Source organism: Pseudomonas sp. VE 267-6A (assembly GCF_024126555.1).
Lineage (GTDB): Bacteria > Pseudomonadota > Gammaproteobacteria > Pseudomonadales > Pseudomonadaceae > Aquipseudomonas > Aquipseudomonas palmensis.
Map to the genome: position 1 here is coordinate 56,190 of NZ_JAMYBY010000007.1, position 17,612 is coordinate 73,801.

At 66.1% G+C, this 17,612-nt stretch carries 20 protein-coding genes and 1 riboswitch; of the genes, 6 read left to right on the forward strand and 14 right to left on the reverse strand.

Annotation, left to right across the window (positions count from 1 at the left end; genetic code table 11):
- Positions 1–2 precede the first annotated feature (2 nt).
- Genes cobU through cobO form a run of 7 tightly spaced genes read right to left on the reverse strand, consistent with a single transcriptional unit; the run spans position 3 to position 6,411 of the window.
- Entirely contained in the window at positions 3–518 is a 516-nt protein-coding gene (cobU, locus tag NJH59_RS09665) for a bifunctional adenosylcobinamide kinase/adenosylcobinamide-phosphate guanylyltransferase (protein ID WP_054914690.1), read from the reverse strand.
- 1 nt (position 519) lies between these two features.
- Complete coding sequence (locus tag NJH59_RS09670) at positions 520–1,974, reverse strand: cobyric acid synthase (RefSeq protein WP_078479796.1); 1,455 nt, start codon at positions 1,972–1,974, stop codon at positions 520–522.
- Positions 1,971–2,963, reverse strand: coding sequence for a threonine-phosphate decarboxylase CobD (cobD, locus tag NJH59_RS09675; protein WP_253086720.1), 993 nt, complete (start codon positions 2,961–2,963; stop codon positions 1,971–1,973). Before cobD ends, NJH59_RS09670 begins: the two co-directional genes overlap by 4 nt.
- On the reverse strand, positions 2,956–3,864 hold the full coding sequence (gene cbiB / locus NJH59_RS09680) for an adenosylcobinamide-phosphate synthase CbiB (RefSeq protein WP_043862538.1): 909 nt from the start codon (positions 3,862–3,864) through the stop codon (positions 2,956–2,958). Before cbiB ends, cobD begins: the two co-directional genes overlap by 8 nt.
- Positions 3,864–4,511, reverse strand: coding sequence for a 5,6-dimethylbenzimidazole synthase (gene bluB / locus NJH59_RS09685; RefSeq protein WP_253086721.1), 648 nt, complete (start codon positions 4,509–4,511; stop codon positions 3,864–3,866). The genes cbiB and bluB overlap by 1 nt, the downstream gene beginning before the upstream one ends.
- The gene (locus NJH59_RS09690; protein WP_253086722.1) at positions 4,508–5,803 is read right to left on the reverse strand and encodes a cobyrinate a,c-diamide synthase; all 1,296 of its coding nucleotides are present in this window, start codon (positions 5,801–5,803) and stop codon (positions 4,508–4,510) included. The genes bluB and NJH59_RS09690 overlap by 4 nt, the downstream gene beginning before the upstream one ends.
- Entirely contained in the window at positions 5,800–6,411 is a 612-nt protein-coding gene (gene cobO, locus NJH59_RS09695; protein ID WP_043862541.1) for a cob(I)yrinic acid a,c-diamide adenosyltransferase, read from the reverse strand. Before cobO ends, NJH59_RS09690 begins: the two co-directional genes overlap by 4 nt.
- 134 nt (positions 6,412–6,545) lie before the next feature.
- A riboswitch (cobalamin riboswitch) is annotated at positions 6,546–6,768 on the reverse strand.
- A gap of 150 nt (positions 6,769–6,918) precedes the next feature.
- Between cobO and NJH59_RS09700 the strand changes: the two genes are divergently transcribed.
- Positions 6,919–7,497, forward strand: coding sequence for a hypothetical protein (locus tag NJH59_RS09700; protein WP_058541005.1), 579 nt, complete (start codon positions 6,919–6,921; stop codon positions 7,495–7,497).
- A 78-nt stretch (positions 7,498–7,575) separates the two neighbouring features.
- Positions 7,576–8,892 carry a sorbosone dehydrogenase family protein gene (locus NJH59_RS09705; RefSeq protein ID WP_058541004.1) on the forward strand — a complete coding sequence of 439 codons (1,317 nt, stop codon included), beginning with the start codon at positions 7,576–7,578 and terminating at the stop codon, positions 8,890–8,892.
- 65 nt (positions 8,893–8,957) lie between these two features.
- Here NJH59_RS09705 and NJH59_RS09710 read toward each other — a convergent pair whose 3' ends face one another.
- From NJH59_RS09710 to NJH59_RS09735, 6 genes are all read right to left on the reverse strand, one after another.
- Positions 8,958–9,491, reverse strand: coding sequence for a C40 family peptidase (locus NJH59_RS09710; protein WP_054914695.1), 534 nt, complete (start codon positions 9,489–9,491; stop codon positions 8,958–8,960).
- Positions 9,492–9,625: 134 nt separating this feature from the next.
- Complete coding sequence (locus NJH59_RS09715; RefSeq protein WP_043862545.1) at positions 9,626–10,258, reverse strand: NlpC/P60 family protein; 633 nt, start codon at positions 10,256–10,258, stop codon at positions 9,626–9,628.
- A gap of 114 nt (positions 10,259–10,372) precedes the next feature.
- Positions 10,373–11,077: a DnaA regulatory inactivator Hda gene (gene hda / locus NJH59_RS09720; protein WP_043862546.1), complete on the reverse strand. Its 705-nt coding sequence runs from the start codon at positions 11,075–11,077 to the stop codon at positions 10,373–10,375.
- Between the two features lie 131 nt (positions 11,078–11,208).
- Positions 11,209–11,691, reverse strand: a complete 483-nt coding sequence (locus NJH59_RS09725; protein ID WP_043862547.1) for a hypothetical protein — start codon at positions 11,689–11,691, stop codon at positions 11,209–11,211.
- A gap of 15 nt (positions 11,692–11,706) precedes the next feature.
- Positions 11,707–12,780 carry an AI-2E family transporter gene (locus NJH59_RS09730; protein ID WP_043862548.1) on the reverse strand — a complete coding sequence of 358 codons (1,074 nt, stop codon included), beginning with the start codon at positions 12,778–12,780 and terminating at the stop codon, positions 11,707–11,709.
- A gap of 4 nt (positions 12,781–12,784) precedes the next feature.
- A complete protein-coding gene (locus NJH59_RS09735) occupies positions 12,785–13,840 on the reverse strand; it encodes a DUF2066 domain-containing protein (RefSeq protein WP_078479799.1) in 1,056 nt (351 codons plus the stop codon).
- Positions 13,841–14,170: 330 nt separating this feature from the next.
- On the opposite strand from NJH59_RS09735, the gene purM reads away from it, so the two are divergent.
- From purM to NJH59_RS09755, 4 genes are all read left to right on the forward strand, one after another.
- A complete protein-coding gene (gene purM, locus NJH59_RS09740; protein ID WP_253086723.1) occupies positions 14,171–15,229 on the forward strand; it encodes a phosphoribosylformylglycinamidine cyclo-ligase in 1,059 nt (352 codons plus the stop codon).
- Positions 15,229–15,882 (forward strand): phosphoribosylglycinamide formyltransferase, encoded by a 654-nt coding sequence (purN, locus tag NJH59_RS09745; protein WP_054914698.1) that lies wholly within the window; start codon positions 15,229–15,231, stop codon positions 15,880–15,882. Before purM ends, purN begins: the two co-directional genes overlap by 1 nt.
- Before the next feature lie 8 nt (positions 15,883–15,890).
- A complete protein-coding gene (locus tag NJH59_RS09750) occupies positions 15,891–16,601 on the forward strand; it encodes a DUF3108 domain-containing protein (protein WP_043862552.1) in 711 nt (236 codons plus the stop codon).
- Between the two features lie 221 nt (positions 16,602–16,822).
- Positions 16,823–17,005 carry a hypothetical protein gene (locus NJH59_RS09755; RefSeq protein WP_043862553.1) on the forward strand — a complete coding sequence of 61 codons (183 nt, stop codon included), beginning with the start codon at positions 16,823–16,825 and terminating at the stop codon, positions 17,003–17,005.
- Between the two features lie 64 nt (positions 17,006–17,069).
- On the opposite strand, the gene NJH59_RS09760 is transcribed toward NJH59_RS09755, so the two are convergent.
- Positions 17,070–17,609 carry a DUF2058 domain-containing protein gene (locus NJH59_RS09760; protein WP_043862554.1) on the reverse strand — a complete coding sequence of 180 codons (540 nt, stop codon included), beginning with the start codon at positions 17,607–17,609 and terminating at the stop codon, positions 17,070–17,072.
- Positions 17,610–17,612: the final 3 nt, after the last annotated feature.

A 17,612-nucleotide genomic window follows, 5' to 3' on the forward strand; every position in this document is an offset into this window, starting at 1 on the left:
GTTCAGGCTCCCTTGAGCGTAAGCGGCAGGCCGGCAACGGTCAGCACCACGTGCTGGCAACGTTCGGCAATGGCCTGATGCAGCCAGCCGGCTTCATCGACGTAACGACGGGTCAGCTCGCCCATGGGCACCACGCCCAGGCCGGTCTCGTTGCTGACCAGGATGATTTCACCCGGCAACTGCGCCAGGCAGTCCAGCAGTGCATCGCGCTCGGCGGCCAGGCGCTCGGGGTCTTCGAGCATCAGCAGGTTGGTCAGCCACAGGGTCAGGCAGTCCACCAGCAGGCAACGCTCGGGCGCGGCGGTTTCGCGCAGCACCCGCGCCAGCGCCAGCGGCTCCTCGATCAGCGCCCACTCGGCAGGGCGACGCGCACGGTGCAGTTGCACGCGGGCATTCATTTCACCGTCCAGCGGCTCGCTGGTGGCGATATAGGTCACCGCCAGCGCGCTGTCGACGGCGTATTGTTCGGCCAGGCGGCTCTTGCCCGATCGGGCGCCGCCAAGAATCAGCTTGAGCATGTCAGTCCAGCCCGCAGAGTTGACGAAGCCGGGCGCCGTCCAGGTGCGTGTCCACCAGGTCGGCCAGGCGTTCGATGTCCAGTTCACGCAGAGCATGGTAGTCCACCTGCTGCACATCGTTCAGGCCAGCCCAGCGCAGCAGCGCCGTGCACGAATGCGGCGACTCGAACAGGCCGTGCAGGTAGGTGGCCAGGATCTGCCCATCGGCGCTGACCGCGCCATCGCTGCGACCGTCGGCCAACTGTACGGCGGGCTGCGCCAGCGCCGGCCCGCAGGTGACCCCGGCATGGATCTCGTAGCCACTGACGGGCGCCTGCTCCAGGTTCAGCGTGCCGCTGACATTGCGCAGCTGCTTCTCGGCCTCCAGCTGCGTGCTGTAGTCCAGCCAGCCCAGGCCCGCGCTGCTGCCGGCGGCGCCTTCCAGGCCCAGTGGATCATGCACGTGGGTCCCGAGCATCTGCAGGCCACCACAGATGCCCAGCAGTTTGCCGCCGTAGCGCAGGTGGCGGGTTATCGCCTCCTCCCAGCCGCGCTCGCGCAGGTGTGCCAGGTCGCTGCGCACGCTCTTGGAGCCCGGCAGGATGATCAGGTCGGCCGGCGGTATCGCGTCGCCCGGCCCGATGAACTGCAGATCCACCTGCGGATGCAGGCGCAGCGGATCGAAGTCGGTATGGTTGCTGATGCGCGGCAGCACCGGCACGATCACCTTGAGCACCTGCGCGGCTTTCTGGCCCTGGCGTCGGTCCAGGCCATCCTCGGCCTCCAGATGCAGGTCCAGCACATACGGCAGCACGCCCAGCACCGGCTTGCCGGTACGCGCCTCGAGCCAGTCCAGGCCGGGCTGCAGAAGGGCGATGTCGCCACGAAAGCGGTTGATCACGAAGCCCTTGACCCGCGCCTGCTCGCTGGGCGACAGCAGCTCCAGGGTGCCGACCAGGTGTGCGAACACCCCGCCGCGGTTGATATCGGCGATCAGGATCACCGGGCAGTCGACCGCCTCGGCAAACCCCATGTTGGCGATGTCCCCGGCCCGCAGATTGATTTCGGCCGGCGAGCCCGCGCCCTCCACCATCACCACCGGGTAGGCGTCGCTCAGGCGCTGGTGCGAGGCCAGTACCGCCTGCATGGCGATGGCCTTGTAGTCGTGATAGGCCACCGCGTTCATGCTGGTGACCGCGCGGCCATGCACGATCACCTGGGCTCCGGTCTCGCTGTTGGGCTTGAGCAGTACCGGGTTCATGTCGGTGTGCGGCGCCAGCCCGGCGGCCTGGGCCTGCACCGCCTGGGCGCGGCCGATTTCGCCGCCGTCGGCCGTCACCGCACTGTTGAGTGCCATGTTCTGCGGCTTGAACGGCACGACACCCACGCCCTGGCGCGCCAGCCAGCGGCACAGCGCGGTCACCAGCGTGCTCTTGCCGGCATCGGAGGTGGTGCCTTGCACCATCAGGGTGGTCATGGGTGTTCCTTGCGGTAGTCGTCCAGCGCCTGGACCAGGCGCTGCCAATCGGTGTCGGTGGCCGGCAGGCCGAAACGCAGGCTGCCCAGGTGCTCGAACAGGCGCAGCAGGATGCCGCGCCGCGCCATGAACTGGTGCAACTGCGCGGCGTGGGCAAGCTCCAGGTACTGGAACAGGTCGCAGCCGCCGGCCGGCGTGAAACCGGCAGCATCGAGTACCTGCGCCAGGCGTGTGCTGGCCTCGGCGCAGCGGGTGATCTGGCGCTGCTGGGCGCCATGGTCGAGCAGGCAGGCCTGGCCCAGCACCCGCGTAGGCCCGGCGATCGACCAGGGCCCCAGTTGTTCGGCCAGCAGCTGCAGCAGTTGGCGTTCGGCCAGCACGAAGCCCAGGCGTACACCGGCCAGGCCGAAGAACTTGCCGAACGAGCGCAGCACGATCAGCCCGTTGCGCCAGGTTTCGGCGGCGATGCTGTGTTGCGGGGTGTTGTCCATGAACGCTTCATCCACCACCAGCCAGCCACCGCGCTGGGCCAGGCGGGCGTGCCAGCCCAGCAGGCACTCGGCGCTCAACAGGCGCCCGGTGGGGTTGTTGGGGTTGACCACCACCAGCACATCGAGGCTGTCGAGAAAGAACTCCACCTCGGCCTCGCCGACTTCACGCACGCGGTGCCCGGCGCGCCGCCAGCCCTCGGCATGTTCGGCGTAGCACGGCGACAGCACACCGACCTTGCCACTGCGACGCAAGCGCGGCAGGGCCTGGATGGCGGCCTGGGACCCGGCCACCGGCAGCAGTTGCGGCACGCCGTAGTACTCGCGGGCCGCCTGCTCCAGGCCATCGTCGGTTTCGGGCAGGCGTGCCCAGGCGCGCAACGGGATCTCGGGGATCGCGAAGGGCCACGGCGCGATGCCGCTGGACAGGTCGACCCAGTCCTGCACCGCGATGCCGTACTCCAGCACCGCCCGTTGCAAACGACCACCGTGTTCAAGCATAGAATTGCGCCCCCACGCACAACAGCAGCAACCACAACCACACGCCCTTGCACACCAGTTGCCAACCACGCTCGATGGCGTCGGCATCGGCCGGCGGGCCTTCGCCCAGTTGCGGGCGCTGGTGCAGCTCGCCGTGGTACACCGCCGCGCCGCCCAGTTCGACACCCAGCGCACCGGCGCCAGCTGCCATCACCGGGCCGGCGTTGGGGCTGTCCCACAACGGCGCCTGGCGACGCCAGCAGCTCAGTGCCAGGCGCGTCCTGCCCAGCACCGCGTAGGTCAGGGCCACCAGCCGCGCCGGAATATAGTTGAGCAAATCGTCGATGCGCGCTGCGGCCCAGCCAAAGCGCTCGAAGCGCTCGTTGCGATAGCCCCACATGGCATCCAGGGTATTGCTCAGGCGATACAGCACCACACCTGGCGCCCCCGCCACCACGAACCAGAACAGGGCGGCGAACACTGCATCGCTACCGTTCTCCAGCACCGATTCGGTGGCGGCACGCGCCACGGCGGTGTCATCCAGTTCGCCGGTTTCACGGCTGACCAGGTAGCCCACGCGGCGGCGCGCTTCGTCCAGGTCGCCGCCACGCAGCGCCTCGGCCACGGGCCGTACATGTTCGCCAAGGCTGCGCAGGCCCAGCGCGCAGTACAGCGCCAGTATCTCCACCAGCCAGCCGATGTAGGGCAGCCACGACAGCACAGTGACCAGCAGGGTCAGGGGCACCACCGCCAGAAACCACGCGGTGACGCCATGGCTGCGCCAGCCACGACCGCCGGCATTGAAGCGTTGTTCCAGGCGTCCGGCATAACGGCCGAATGCGACCAGCGGGTGCGCACGCCGGGGCTCGCCCAGCAAGGCATCCAGCGCCACCCCGGCCACACTCAGCAAGGCCACACTCATCAACGCTCTCCCCAATGGTTTTCGTAGAGCATCTCGCTCAATGGCCGCTCGCGGGCCCAGCCTTCGAGCACCAGCATGGGCGCCTCGTAGAACGCCTCGACCGGGCCCAGGCACAGTACCGCCAGCGGTTTGGCACCGGCCGGCATGCCCAGCAGGTCGGCCAGTGCCTGCGGTTCGAACAGCGACACCCAGCCCATGCCCAGGCCCTCGGCACGGGCCGCCAGCCACAGGTTCTGGATGGCGCACGACAGCGAGGCCAGGTCCATTTCCGGCAAGGTGCGACGGCCGAAGATGTGCGCCTCGCGCCCGTCCATCAGCGCCGCCACCAGCACCTCGGCGCAATCGTTGATGCCCTCGACCTTGAGCCGCATGAAATCGTCAGAACGCTGCCCCAGTGCCTCGGCGGTGCGCACCCGCTCCTGCTCCACCAGCGCCTGGATCTGCTGGCGCAGCTCGCGACGGGTGATGCGGATGAAACGCCAGGGCTGCATCAGACCCACGCTCGGGGCTTGGTGCGCCGCCTGCAGCAGGCGTGCCAGCAGCTCGGGGCCCACCTCGCCGCCGCTGAAATGGCGCATGTCGCGACGTTCGCCGATGGCGCGGTAGACCGCCGCGCGCTCGGCGTCGTTGAAGGCCTGGTCGCTCATGGTGCCAGCAGCGCCGCCAGCGCAGACGGGTTGGACGGGAAGTAGAAATGCACATACGAGGCCGTCAGCCGGCCGCAACGGTACACCGCCTCGGCGCCGCGCCCGCCGTTGGGGCTTTGCCCGCGGGCGATGGGTTCGAGCGCGGTGCTGGTCAGCGAATGGTGATAGGTATGCCCGCGCAGGGTGCCCTCGGGCAGCTCTACCGCTTGCAGGGCCAGGGCCGCCAGGCGCTTCTGCATCACCGCCTCGCCCGGCAGCAGGCCGGCCAGTTCGGCCCGTTCGCCGGCCACATCGGTCAGTGCATCGAGCAGGTAGAGCATGCCGCCGCATTCGGCCAGCAAGGGCTTGCCTGCCTGGTGATGGGCCCGGATCGCCGCCAGCATCGGCGTGTTGGCGGCCAGCGCATGGTGGTGCAGCTCAGGGTAGCCGCCGGGCAGGTACAGGCTGTCGCAGTCTGGCAGCAGGCGGTCGTGGATCGGCGAGAAGAAGCTCAGCTGTGCGCCCATCTCGCGCAACAGGTCCAGGCTGGCGCCATAGGTGAATGCGAAGGCTTCGTCGCGCGCCACGCCGATCCGCACGCCGGCCAGCAGTGGCTCGACGCTGCGCGGCTGCGGCGCATCGAAGGCCACCGCCGGCGGCAGGGCCGACTCGCAGCTGTCGCCCAGGGCGTTGGCGGCGGCGTCCAGGCGCAGGTCCAGGTCGGTCAGTTCGCTGGCCTGCACCAGGCCCAGGTGGCGGCTGGGCAGTTCGATGCCGGTTTCCCGCGACAGCCCGCCGTACCAGCGCAGGCCTTCGGTCAGGCTGCCTTCGAGCAGTTGCGCGTGACGCAGCGAGCCCACCCGGTTGGCCAGCACGCCGGCAAACGGCAGGTCGGGCTGGTAGCGCGCCAGGCCCAGGGCCAGCGCGCCGAAGGTCTGGGCCATGGCCGTACCGTCGATCACCGCCAGCACCGGCACGCCGAAATGCCGCGCCAGGTCGGCGCTGGACGGCGTACCGTCGAACAGCCCCATCACCCCTTCGATCAGGATCAGGTCGGCGTCGGCGGCGGCTTCCCACAGCAGGCGCCGGCTTTCCTCGGCGCCGACCATCCACAGGTCCAGCTGGTACACCGGTGCGCCACTGGCGCGCTCCAGAATCATCGGGTCGAGAAAGTCCGGGCCACACTTGAACACCCGGACCTTGCGCCCCTGGTTGCGGTGCAGGCGCGCCAGTGCGGCCGTCACCGTGGTCTTGCCCTGGCCAGATGCAGGTGCCGCGATCAGCACCGCCGGGCAATGACGGGTTTGCCTCATAGTTCCACGCCCTTCTGGGCACGGATGCCGGCCTGGAAGGCATGCTTGACCATGCCCATCTCGGTCACGGTGTCGGCCAGCTCGATCATCTCGGGCTTGGCGCCGCGGCCGGTGACGATCACATGCTGCATCGGTGGGCGTGCCTGCAGGTCGCCGAGCACCTGGTCGAGGTCGAGGTAGCCGTGCTTGAGGGCGATGTTGAGCTCATCGAGCACTACAAAACCGATGGCCGGGTTCTGCAGCAACTGGCGCGAAACCGCCCAGGCAGCCTCGGCGGCGGCGATGTCGCGCTGGCGGTCCTGGGTTTCCCAGGTAAAGCCCTCGCCCATCACGTGGTAGCGCACCTGTTCGGGGAAGCGGCGGAAGAACAGCTCCTCGCCGGTGCTGTTGCGGCCCTTGATGAACTGCACCACGCCGCATTGCATGCCGTGGCCCAGGGCCCGCGCCAGCATGCCGAAGGCCGAGCTGCTCTTGCCCTTGCCGTTGCCGCTGAGTACCAGCAGCAGGCCGCATTCATTGGGCGAGTTGGCAATGCGTTCGTCGATTACCGCTTTTTTGCGCAGCATGCGCGCCAGATGGCGTTCGTCGCGATCGGTGGTGTCGGTCATCGGAGGCTCCGTGGGCAACTGGCGCGCACAGGGACCGGGGGGATCGAGTCGGCGCGACAGCAGGTTGGCGATGGCACACGGAAAACGCGCAGGCCCTGCCACTGGCCGGGAGAACCGCGCATCACCCTCCGTGATGCCGTTGATCTGTGACAGGCCGGTCTCCGGGCTCATGGGCGGGTCTGATCGACCCGGATCGCGCGCCTTCCCGGGCTGTTGCACCCAGTGGCCCTGCGCGATCCCGACTCATTTACCGTTGCGGGGGCAGCGCCGGAATCGCACGTTGCACGTGCCCACCGGCTTCCCTGTTTCACCCTGCCGGCACCTTGGCCGCAGAGCACCTGAAACAAGTCGCGAAGGTTAGAGGGTTGGGCCATGAGCGTCAATCAAAGGCGCTGCGAAGCGGTCTGGATCAATGGCATTTATGTCATCTTGTGTCACACTCACTGCAGTGATATCACATAGCCATTATCCGCACCTCTCCGATCCACAATAACAATGGAGCACGGCATGCAAGGTCTGATCATCAACAACCCGCGTCTGGAGTTCCTGCGCCCCGCCCTGGAACGTTGGGCCGAGTGCCTGGAGCGCTACAACCAGACCCTGGGCGACAGCGACGCCCCCTACTGGCAAGGCGTGCAAAGCAACCTTGGCGTGCTGAGCGCGGCGGCCTGGCAGGCGGAGCTGGTGACCTTGCAGGGTGCGCAGACCAAGAAACAGCGCGACGAAGGCGAGCGTGCGGCGCACTGCGACCTGGTGATCGCCAGCAAGGAAGAGACCGCCTACCTGCAAGCCACCCAGCGCTGGCCACGGGTCGGCAAGCTCGACCTCACCGATGCCCTGCAGGAGAGCGTCGCCCAGGCTCGCCTGGTGGGCTATGCCAGCCAGCTCAAGGTCGCCGCGCTGTTCGTCAGCCCGTACAAGGCCGGGCAACACGCCAGCCCCGAAGAGCTTCAGGACCTGGTCGACGACCTGCAAAAGCACAATGCATGCGCCATCGCCTGGGTGTTCCCCTATGGCTACCGCAAGCTGCACGACGACGTGGGCCGCTACCACCCCGGCATCGCGCTGCTGCTCAAGCAGGCCTGAGCCCCTGTCGAGGGAACCTCGCCGACGTGCCCGCCTCTACCTTACTGGACACGGCCAACTTCGCGAGGGACACCGATCATGGGCAACATGCGCATTGCTGTACTGCTGGCACTCACCACCGGGCTGGTGGCCTGCGGCGAGAACGCCCGCCTGGACGTCACCGATGGCACCGGCCCGTCGCCGCGCCTGCCCGAACCGAACAAGACCCTGATCCCCACGGTAAACATCGCGCCGGCCATCGGCTGGCCAGAGGGCGGCAAACCCAAGGCTGCGGCAGGCACCCAGGTGGTGGCCTTCGCCGACAAGCTCGACCACCCGCGCTGGCTGTACGTGCTGCCCAACGGCGACGTGCTGGTGGCCGAGACCAACGCGCCGCCCAAGCCCGATGACGGCAAGGGCATCAAGGGCTGGGTGATGGGCAAGGTGATGGGCCGCGCCGGCGCCGGAGTGCCCAGCCCCAACCGCATCACCCTGCTGCGTGACAGCGACAAGGACGGCGTGGCCGACACCCGCACCACCTTCATCGAGGGGCTGAACTCGCCGTTCGGCATGGCCCTGGTGGGCAACGACTTCTATGTGGCCGACACCGATCGGCTGTTGCGCTTCACCTACGAGCCAGGCGCCACCCGCCTGCAGGGCAGCGGCACCAAGGTGGTCGACCTGCCGGGCGGCACGCTCAACCACCACTGGACCAAGAACGTGATCGCCAGCCCCGACGGCAAGAAGCTGTACGTGACCGTGGGCTCCAACAGCAACGTGGCCGAAAACGGCATGGAGCAGGAGAAAGGCCGCGCCGCGATCTGGGAGGTCGACCCGGCCACCGGCAGCCAGCGCCTGTTCGCCACCGGCCTGCGCAACCCCAACGGCCTGGCCTGGGAACCCCATAGCCAGCAGCTGTGGACGGCGGTGAACGAACGTGACGAGATCGGCAGCGACCTGGTGCCGGACTACATCACGTCGGTGAAGGACGGCGCCTTCTATGGCTGGCCCTACAGCTATTACGGGCAGCATGTGGATGAACGCGTACAACCGCAGGATGCAAAACTGGTGGCCAGCGCGATTGCGCCGGACTATGCGGTGGGGCCGCACACCGCCTCGCTGGGGCTGGCGTTTACCGTGCCGAATGCCTTGCCGGCGCCGTTCGACCAGGGCGCGTTCATCGGCCAGCACGGCTCATGGAACCGCAAGCCGCACAGTGGCTACAAGGTGATCTTCGTGCCGTTCAGCACGGCGGGCAAACCGTCGGGCAAGCCCATCGATCTGCTGACCGGGTTTCTCGACGAGGACGGCAAGGCCATGGGGCGCCCGGTCGGCGTGGTGAACGATCAGCGTGGCGGGGTGCTGGTGGCCGACGACGTGGGCAATGTGATCTGGCGGGTGAGCAAGGCGCAGTAGCACTGCGCTGACGTGTTCGCCGGCAAGGTCGGCTCCTGCTGGAGCCGGCTTTGCAGGCCACGCTGTCAGGGATTGCGCGCCAGGTGTGCCGGCTGCAGCACGCGCTTGGCGTTGAGGTAGGTCTTCTGCCAGTAGCTGTTGGACAGGTAGTCCAGGCGCACCGTACCGCCCGTTGACGGTGCATGCACGAAACGCCCCTCGCCCACGTAGATACCGGCATGGCTCACCTGGGTACCGCCATTGGTGGCGAAGAACACCAGGTCGCCCGACTGCAACGCACCCTTGTCGATGTCCGGGGCACGAATGCCGATCATCTCGCGGGTTGAGCGCGGCAGGGCGATACCCGCCGCGTCCCGGTACACGTAGCCAATCAGCCCGCTGCAATCGAACCCCGAGTCCGGGGTATTGCCGCCCCAGCGGTAAGGCGTGCCCACCAGGCCCAGAGCCCGGAACAGCACATCCTCGGCCACTGGCGAGAAATACACCTGGGGCGCCATCACCTTCGGCTCGACCACCTGAGGTTTCTGCGGGGCATGGCTGGAGCAGGCACCCAGCAGGGCCGCCAGGGAAAGTACAGCAACGCGCGCGAGTATCGACATAGTCAGAACATCCTGTCTGAAGCCGCCCGACCCCAAGTCGGAAATAGGTGAGAATTTAGATTAGACGTTTTCTGTAAACACGCACGGCGGCGAGCTTTTCAGCTACGCCGCCGTGCGGGACATCACGCGCAGACTCAGTTACGCGACAGGGTAGTCGGTGCCATGGCCAGCGCGCGCTTGGCTTCGATGAAGGTCTTGCTCCAGTAGCGGTCACCGAGATTGTCGATGCGCACGCCACCGCTGCGGCGGCTGCTGGAGTGGATGAACTGATCGTCGCCCAGATAGATGCCGGCGTGGCTGACGCGGCCGCGACCATTGGTGCTGAAGAACAGCAGGTCGCCTGGCTTGAGCTTGTTGCGCGCAACCAGCGGGGCTTTCACGTTGATCATTTCGCGGGTGGAGCGCGGCAGGTTCATGCCGGCCTCTTCGCGGAACAGGTAGCCGATGAAGCCGCTGCAGTCGAAGCCGGACTTCTCCGAGGTGCCGCCGAAACGGTAGCGGGTACCGATCAGGGACATGCCACGTTCGAGAATGTTGTCGGCCAGGGCTGGCAGTTCGTAGGGCTTGGTGCTGGAGGAGAACGCTTCCAGGTCCTGCTCGGTGGCCAGCTCTTCTTCGAACACCGACGCAGCGGTGGAAGGCTTGGCGGCAGCCTGGGCAGCAACTGGAGCGGGAGCCTGCTGGTGGGTGACGGGACCGGTGGTCGCGCAGCCGAACAGCAAGGTCACAAGTGCGAGGGGCACGAGGGGTGCGAAGCGATTTAGCATGGGCACGACCGTGGCTTGAATTTGATGAAGCCGAGACTATGCCTTCTATCGGATCGATTTGCAAATTCAATCGAAAAAAATGTGACTTTTATGTGCCGAGGCTCTGGGCCGGCCCTACCAGCCCAATGTCTCTTTCAAAAACGGGATGGTCAGCTTGCGCTGCGCCTGCAGTGAAGCCTGGTCGAGGCGTTCGAGCAGGTCGAACAGTGCGCTCATGCTGCGCGTGCCTCGGGTCAGGATGAAATGCCCGACTTCGTCGGTGAGGTGCAGGCCCCGGCGCGAGGCGCGCAATTGCAGGGCACGCAGCTTGTCTTCATCCGACAGGGCGCGCATCTGGAAGATCAGCGCCAGGGTCAGGCGCGACTTCAGGTCGGCCAGCTTGATCGGCAATTCCCGGGGGGAGCTGGACGCTGCCAGCAGCAAGCGGCGGCCGCTGTCGCGCAGGCGATTGAACAGGTGGAACATGGCCTCTTCCCAGTCCGGCTTGCCGGCAATCACATGCAGGTCGTCCAGGCACACCAGTTCGTACTGTTCAAGGTTGTCGAGCAGTTCCACGCCGCGATCGAGCAGTTGCGCCAGAGGCAGGTACACCGCAGGCTCGCCCAGTTGCTCGAAGCGCAGGCACGCGGCCTGCAGCAGGTGGGTACGCCCTACGCCCTGCTTGCCCCACAGGTAGATCAGGCTTTCGGTCCAGCCGGCGTCGGCTTCGCAGAGTCGCTCGACGTAGCCCAATGCGGCGGCGTTGGCACCCGGATAGTAGTTGATGAAGGTGGCGTCATCACGCAGACGCACACCCAGGGGCAACTGGATCGGTTTCATGCTGGCTGGGCAGTCCCGAGGAACCGCAAGGGGCCTTTGGTGAAAAGTCCGCAAAGTCTATACCCGTGACGCCAACCGCACAATGCGTTAGCAAAATCAAAGGCTTGCGCGGCATATGGGGCAGGCATGGGTCAATCCTCCAGCAGTTCCTCTGCACTCAGGCGAAACAGCTCCACGGTGTTGATGCTCGCCCCTTCGAGCGAGCCTTCCTTATCCAGTACCTGGTTGGCCGCGTTCATCTCCGAACTGCGCCCGGCAACGCGCTGGAAGGTGCTGCGCGGTAGTGCGGCGCTCCAGCCATTCTCGAAGGTGTTGTAGGCCAGGGTCAGCGCCGCGGTGAAGTAGTGCTGATTGGCGACCGGGATCCGCACCGCATTGTCGTCCTGGTCATAGGCCGTGAAATGACTGGGCAGCGCCTTGAGCCCCAGACGCTTGAGCACCACCCAGGAAAATGCCGAGGGTACGAACATCGTGAGCTTCTCGGCCGCGTGCCGCGAGTAGCCCTGCTGCTGCAGGGCCGCTGCCACCTCATCCTCGTCGAGGTCATCGGCCAGCAGCGGCAATGCATCCATCACGCCTGCCAATGCACAGGCGTGGTCGGTTTCATGTTCCATCACTCAGGGTGTCCTTCAAAGGTCCGGGTCGATTTCACCAGCATACATGTCCGACTCTTTATAGAGGTCGTGCATGTGCCGCAGCAACACCATGATCACCGCCGCCACCGGCAGCGCCAGCAACACCCCGGTGAACCCGAACAGCTCGCCGCCGGCCAGGATCGCGAAGATCACCGCCACCGGGTGCAGACCGATGCGGTCGCCCACCAGCAACGGCGTGAGCACCATGCCTTCAAGGGCCTGGCCCACCATGAACACCGCGACGATGCCCAGCATCGGGTACAGGTCGCCGCCGAACTGGAACATGCCGGCGATCAATGCCGCGCCGATGCCGATGATGAAACCCATGTACGGCACGATGGCCGCAAGCCCGGCCATGATACCGATCAGCAGGCCCAGTTCGAGGCCCACCAGCATCAACCCGGCGGCGTAGATCACCCCCAGCGCCAGCATCACCAGCAACTGCCCGCGCACGAACGCACCGAGCACCTCGTGGCATTCCAGGGCCAGCGACACCACCTGCTCTTCGCGCTGGCGCGGCAACAGGCGGCGCAGCTTGGCCATCATCAGGTCCCAGTCGCGCAGCAGGTAGAAGCCCACCACCGGGATCAGCACCATGTTGGCCAACCAGCCGATCAGCGCCAGCCCGGACGCGGTAGCCTGGCTGAGCACGATGCCGACGATGTCGGTGGTCTGGCCCATGTGCTCGCTGATCGCCGACTTGATCTTGTCGAACTTCCAGAAGCCATCGGCCAGCCCCAGGCGCGTCTGCACCCACGGCAGCGCCACGTGCTGCAACCAGTCGAGCATCTGTGGTGCCAGCTCGTACAGGCGCACCAACTGCTTGGCCAGCATCGGGATCAGCACCAGCAGCATCGCCATGAACACCAGGGTGAACAGGGCGAACACCACCACCACGCCCCAGGTGCGTGACAGCCCGGCGCGCTCCAGCCGGTCCACCAGCGGGTCGGCCAGGTACGCCAGGCCGATACCTATGAGGAAGGGCGAGAGGATCCCGTGCAAGAAGTACAGCAGCGTGCCGATTACCAGCACCCCCAACACCCATACCCAACGGCGTGTATCCATCATTCAGTCACGCTCCCTGCCAACGAAACCGCAAACCGGTGAACGGTGCGGGCGCAGCCACCTGGGCCTCGCCTGGGGCTGCGGGTGCGACCGGCGCTGGGGCGGCGGCCTCTGCCGGCACCTCCTGCAGCCTGGCCAGGCCCAGTTGCGCACGCACCTGTTCGGGGGTGCCGCTGACGGTGTAGGTCAGGGTATCGCCGTCCACATAGGTCAGGCGCCCGCCCAGCGGCTCAAGGGTCTGCAAAAGCTGCGCATAGCGCTCCAGGGTCATGCCCTGCACCTGTATCTGGTTTTCGCCACCGGTGCCCGGCCGCGCGACAAAGCGCGGCGCCAGGCGCGTGCTGACGGCCAGCATCACCGCATCGGCCAGGGCGGCCTGATCGGCGCCTTCGACCTTGCCCTGCTCACGCTGGTCGCCCAGCCACAGGCGCCAGGTACCCTGCCATTTGCCCTCGCCCTCGGTGGCATGCACCGCCAGCAACGCATCGGCCGCGTAGCGCTCGGAGGCCTCGCGCAGGGGCGCGGGGTCGGTGCCTTCGAGGTTCTTGGTAGTGGCCACCAGTTGCTCGTTCAGGTCGCCCATGGGCAGGCGCAGCGGCAAGCCACGGTGTTGCGCGGCGCGGCGCAGCGGTTCGGCGCTGCTCTGGCCATCGCCCACCAGGCTCGAACCGCCCACGCTGTCGTTCAACCACCAGCCGAGGATGGCCGGCCGGTTGCTGCCCCACAGGGCCAGCCCGGCCTGGCGCAGCGCCCGGTCGGTGCTGCCGGGGTCGAAATCCACCAGCACGGTTTCCGGCGGGCCGGCCTCGAAACCGAACTGGCTGATGATTTGCTGCGGGTCCTTGCGTAGCCCTGCCAGGCCCGCACTCTGCGGCGCCTTGGGGTCGCCCGTGAGGCGCACCACCAGGGTGCTCAGGGCGTTCTGGGTGGCCTGGGCGCGGGCTTCGGTGCCCTCGCCGCTGACCGGCTCGCGCACCTGATAAAGGCCAGTGAGGGTTTCGGCCTGAACGCTCAGGCCAAACAGGGCAAGGCAGCCAACGGCCAGGTATGAACGCAAACGCATGGAGGATTCCTGTCCAGGTAAATAGAAAGCGCGGTCAGTGAAAAGTGAAGCTCTGACCACCCCCGCGGGTAAAACATTCAGCCCTGCGGTCAAATTTCATTACCTATACCTTATACAGCCCATGGCGCGGCAACCAGCGGCCATACCGAATCAATGTTTTTATGTCGAATGAGGCCCTGCCCGTCGGCCTGAGGATGGCCGCTACCGGGTAACCCTGATAAAATCGCGCGCCTTCGCAGACCGGCGACGCTCAGGCAGCAGGAAAACCCTCGCAATGCCTGGCAGATGCCGGTCGATTCCCCCGAATCCCTCCCCCTAAAGGCCTGGATCATGAGCAAGCAACCCTCCCTGAGCTACAAGGACGCCGGTGTAGACATCGACGCCGGTGAAGCATTGGTCGAACGCATCAAAGGCGTCGCCAAGCGCACGGCGCGCCCGGAAGTCATGGGCGGCCTGGGGGGCTTCGGCGCCCTCTGCGAAATTCCGGCCGGCTACAAGCAGCCGGTGCTGGTTTCGGGCACCGACGGCGTGGGCACCAAGCTGCGCCTGGCACTGAACCTGAACAAGCACGACACCATCGGCCAGGACCTGGTCGCCATGTGCGTCAACGACCTGGTGGTGTGTGGCGCCGAGCCGCTGTTCTTCCTCGACTACTACGCCACCGGCAAGCTCAACGTCGACACCGCGGCTGACGTGGTCACCGGCATCGGCGCCGGCTGCGAACTGGCAGGCTGCTCGCTGGTAGGCGGCGAAACCGCTGAAATGCCGGGCATGTACGAAGGCGAAGACTACGACCTGGCCGGCTTCTGCGTCGGCGTGGTGGAAAAGGCCGAGATCATCGACGGCTCCAAGGTGGCTGCCGGTGACGCCCTGATCGCCCTGCCATCGTCGGGCCCGCACTCCAACGGTTACTCGCTGATCCGCAAGATCATCGAAGTGGCCGGCGCCGACATCCAGAACGTCCAGCTCGGCGGCAAGCCGCTGACCGAACTGCTGATGGCCCCGACCCGCATCTACGTCAAGCCGCTGCTCAAGCTGATCAAGGACACCGGCGCGGTCAAGGCCATGGCCCACATCACCGGTGGCGGCCTGCTCGACAACATCCCGCGCGTGCTGCCAAAAGGCGCCCAGGCCGTGGTCGACGTGGCCAGCTGGCAGCGCCCGGCGGTATTCGACTGGCTGCAGCAGCAGGGCAACGTCGACGAGACCGAAATGCACCGCGTACTCAACTGCGGCGTGGGCATGGTGATCTGCGTGGGTCAGGATCAGGTCGACAACGCCCTGAACGTGCTGCGCGAAGCCGGCGAGCAGCCTTGGGTGATCGGCCAGATCGCCACCGCTGCCGAAGGCGCCGCCCAGGTCGAGCTGAAGAACCTCAAGGCGCACTGATGCCGAGCACGTCTTGTGATGTAGTGGTGCTGCTGTCCGGCACCGGCAGCAACCTGCAGGCCCTGATCGACAGTACCCGCACCGGCGACAGCCCGGTGCGGATCCGCGCGGTGATCTCCAACCGCGCCGATGCCTACGGCCTGCAGCGCGCCCGCGATGCGGGCATCGACACCGCCGTGCTCGACCACAAGGCCTTCGACGGCCGCGAGGCCTTCGACGCGGCGCTGGTCGAGCTGATCGACGGCTTTGCCCCGCAGCTGGTGGTGCTGGCCGGCTTCATGCGTATCCTCAGTGCCGGTTTCGTGCGCCATTACCACGGCCGCCTGCTCAATATCCACCCTTCCCTGCTGCCCAAGTACAAGGGCCTGCATACCCACCAGCGGGCGCTGGAAGCCGGGGATGCCGAGCATGGCTGCAGTGTGCACTTCGTCACCGAGGAACTCGATGGCGGGCCACTGGTCGTACAGGCTGTGATACCGGTAGTCTCGGATGACACGCCGGCGCAACTGGCCCAGAGGGTTCACAGCCAGGAGCACCTGATTTATCCGCTGGCGGTGCGCTGGTTCGCCGAAGGCCGTTTGCGCCTTGGCGAGCACGGTGCTCTACTGGATGGCCAGCCCTTGGCGGCCAGCGGCCACTTGATTCGACCCTAGGAGATTTTATGCGTCGTGCCCTGCTCTTCGCACTTGCCGTGCTTGCACTGCCGCTTCAGGCAGCCGATCTGAAGCCTTTTTCGGCCAGCTACACCGCCGACTGGAAGCAACTGCCCATGAGCGGCACCGCCGAGCGCAGCCTGGCCAAGAACGCCAACGGGACCTGGAGCCTCAACTTCAAGGCCTCGATGATGATTGCCAGCCTGACCGAACAAAGTACCCTGCGCCTGGACAAGGACACCCTGCTGCCGCAGACCTACCACTTCGAACGTGGCGGCCTGGGCAAGGCCAAGAAGGTCGACCTGGACTTCGACTGGTCGAGCAAGAAGATCACCGGCTCCGACCGTGGCGACGCGGTCAACCTGCCGCTCAACCGCGGCGTGCTGGACAAGTCGTCCTACCAGCTGGCCCTGCAGCATGACGTGGCAGCCGGCAAGAAGAGCATGACCTACCAGGTGGTGGATGGCGACGAGATCGACACCTACGACTTCCGCGTGCTGGGTACCGAAAAGGTCAGCACCAAGACCGGCCAGGTCGATGCGATCAAGGTCGAGCGCGTGCGCGACCCGAGCCAGAGCAAGCGCGTCACCGAGCTGTGGTTCGCCAAGGACTGGGACTACCTGCTGGTGCAACTGCGCCAGGTCGAGACCGACGGCAAGGAGTACGTGATCGTGCTGCAGGACGGCACGGTCGACGGCAAGTCGGTCAAGGGCAGCTGACAGGCCGCTAGCGTGCATTACCCGAAACCCCGCCTTGTGCGGGGTTTTGTTTTTGTGGCGTGGCCCTCCCTGCAGACACCAGCCTTGCTGGCGAAGGAGTCGCCTCGACCGTGCGGCATGAAAGATGTTTCATGCGCCAAGCATTTACTTAGGCTGCTAACAAATTCTATAAAAGAGACCTGCGACACGGTGCCGCAGTTAACTGGATTTGGAGTTAGCAGATGACTGTCAAAGTAACTGAGCGCGATGAATCGAAACTGTCCCACGAAGGCCTGGCCGCAGGCGTGCGTATCTGGGATGTGCATCAGCAGGACCAGCTGGTCGGCATGTTCCACAACGAACAGGAAGCCCACAGCTACCGGATCGAACTGGAGTACCTCGAAGCCAAGCGCCAACCCCAGTAATTCCCCGTCTTCAGAAACAGCAAACCCCGCCGAGGCGGGGTTTGTCGTGTCTAGCCCAGCAGGCTTACCACATCAGGTCATCCGGGATGACGTAGGCGGCGTACGGGTCGTCCGCATCCGGCGCTTCGACCTGGGTGTTGAGCAGCACGATGCGCTGCGGGTCGCGCTCCTGGATCTTCAGCGCGGCCTCACGCGGGATCACCTCGTAGCCACCGCCATGCTGCACGATCGCCAGCGAGCCGCTGCTCAGCTTGCTGCGCATCAACGCGTTGACCGACAGGCGCTTGACCTTCTTGTCGTCGACGAAGTTGTAGTAGTCCTCGGTGGTCAGCTTGGGCAGGCGCGACACCTCGATCAACTGCTTGACCTGGGCGGCACGGGCCTTCTGCTCGGCCTTTTCCTGCTGCTGGCGGTTGAGCTCCTGGTCACGCTTGGCCTTCTCGGCCATGGCTTCCTTGGCCAGGCGCTGCTGGGTGTCGTCGACTTCGACCTGGCCTTTGTGCTCCAGGCGTTTCTGTTTCTTCTGTTCTTTGCTGACCTGCTTGACCTGCTTCTGGTTGACCAGGCCGGCTTTGAGCAGTTGGTCACGAAGGGAAAGGCTCATCGG

Coding starts and splice junctions, on each gene's coding strand:
- cobU (WP_054914690.1), bottom strand. CDS start 518: ATGCTCAAGCTGATTCTTGGCGGCGCCCGATCGGGCAAGAGCCGCCTG.
- NJH59_RS09670 (WP_078479796.1), bottom strand. CDS start 1,974: ATGACCACCCTGATGGTGCAAGGCACCACCTCCGATGCCGGCAAGAGC.
- cobD (WP_253086720.1), bottom strand. CDS start 2,963: ATGCTTGAACACGGTGGTCGTTTGCAACGGGCGGTGCTGGAGTACGGC.
- cbiB (WP_043862538.1), bottom strand. CDS start 3,864: ATGAGTGTGGCCTTGCTGAGTGTGGCCGGGGTGGCGCTGGATGCCTTG.
- bluB (WP_253086721.1), bottom strand. CDS start 4,511: ATGAGCGACCAGGCCTTCAACGACGCCGAGCGCGCGGCGGTCTACCGC.
- NJH59_RS09690 (WP_253086722.1), bottom strand. CDS start 5,803: ATGAGGCAAACCCGTCATTGCCCGGCGGTGCTGATCGCGGCACCTGCA.
- cobO (WP_043862541.1), bottom strand. CDS start 6,411: ATGACCGACACCACCGATCGCGACGAACGCCATCTGGCGCGCATGCTG.
- NJH59_RS09700 (WP_058541005.1), top strand. CDS start 6,919: ATGCAAGGTCTGATCATCAACAACCCGCGTCTGGAGTTCCTGCGCCCC.
- NJH59_RS09705 (WP_058541004.1), top strand. CDS start 7,576: ATGGGCAACATGCGCATTGCTGTACTGCTGGCACTCACCACCGGGCTG.
- NJH59_RS09710 (WP_054914695.1), bottom strand. CDS start 9,491: ATGTCGATACTCGCGCGCGTTGCTGTACTTTCCCTGGCGGCCCTGCTG.
- NJH59_RS09715 (WP_043862545.1), bottom strand. CDS start 10,258: ATGCTAAATCGCTTCGCACCCCTCGTGCCCCTCGCACTTGTGACCTTG.
- hda (WP_043862546.1), bottom strand. CDS start 11,077: ATGAAACCGATCCAGTTGCCCCTGGGTGTGCGTCTGCGTGATGACGCC.
- NJH59_RS09725 (WP_043862547.1), bottom strand. CDS start 11,691: ATGGAACATGAAACCGACCACGCCTGTGCATTGGCAGGCGTGATGGAT.
- NJH59_RS09730 (WP_043862548.1), bottom strand. CDS start 12,780: ATGATGGATACACGCCGTTGGGTATGGGTGTTGGGGGTGCTGGTAATC.
- NJH59_RS09735 (WP_078479799.1), bottom strand. CDS start 13,840: ATGCGTTTGCGTTCATACCTGGCCGTTGGCTGCCTTGCCCTGTTTGGC.
- purM (WP_253086723.1), top strand. CDS start 14,171: ATGAGCAAGCAACCCTCCCTGAGCTACAAGGACGCCGGTGTAGACATC.
- purN (WP_054914698.1), top strand. CDS start 15,229: ATGCCGAGCACGTCTTGTGATGTAGTGGTGCTGCTGTCCGGCACCGGC.
- NJH59_RS09750 (WP_043862552.1), top strand. CDS start 15,891: ATGCGTCGTGCCCTGCTCTTCGCACTTGCCGTGCTTGCACTGCCGCTT.
- NJH59_RS09755 (WP_043862553.1), top strand. CDS start 16,823: ATGACTGTCAAAGTAACTGAGCGCGATGAATCGAAACTGTCCCACGAA.
- NJH59_RS09760 (WP_043862554.1), bottom strand. CDS start 17,609: ATGAGCCTTTCCCTTCGTGACCAACTGCTCAAAGCCGGCCTGGTCAAC.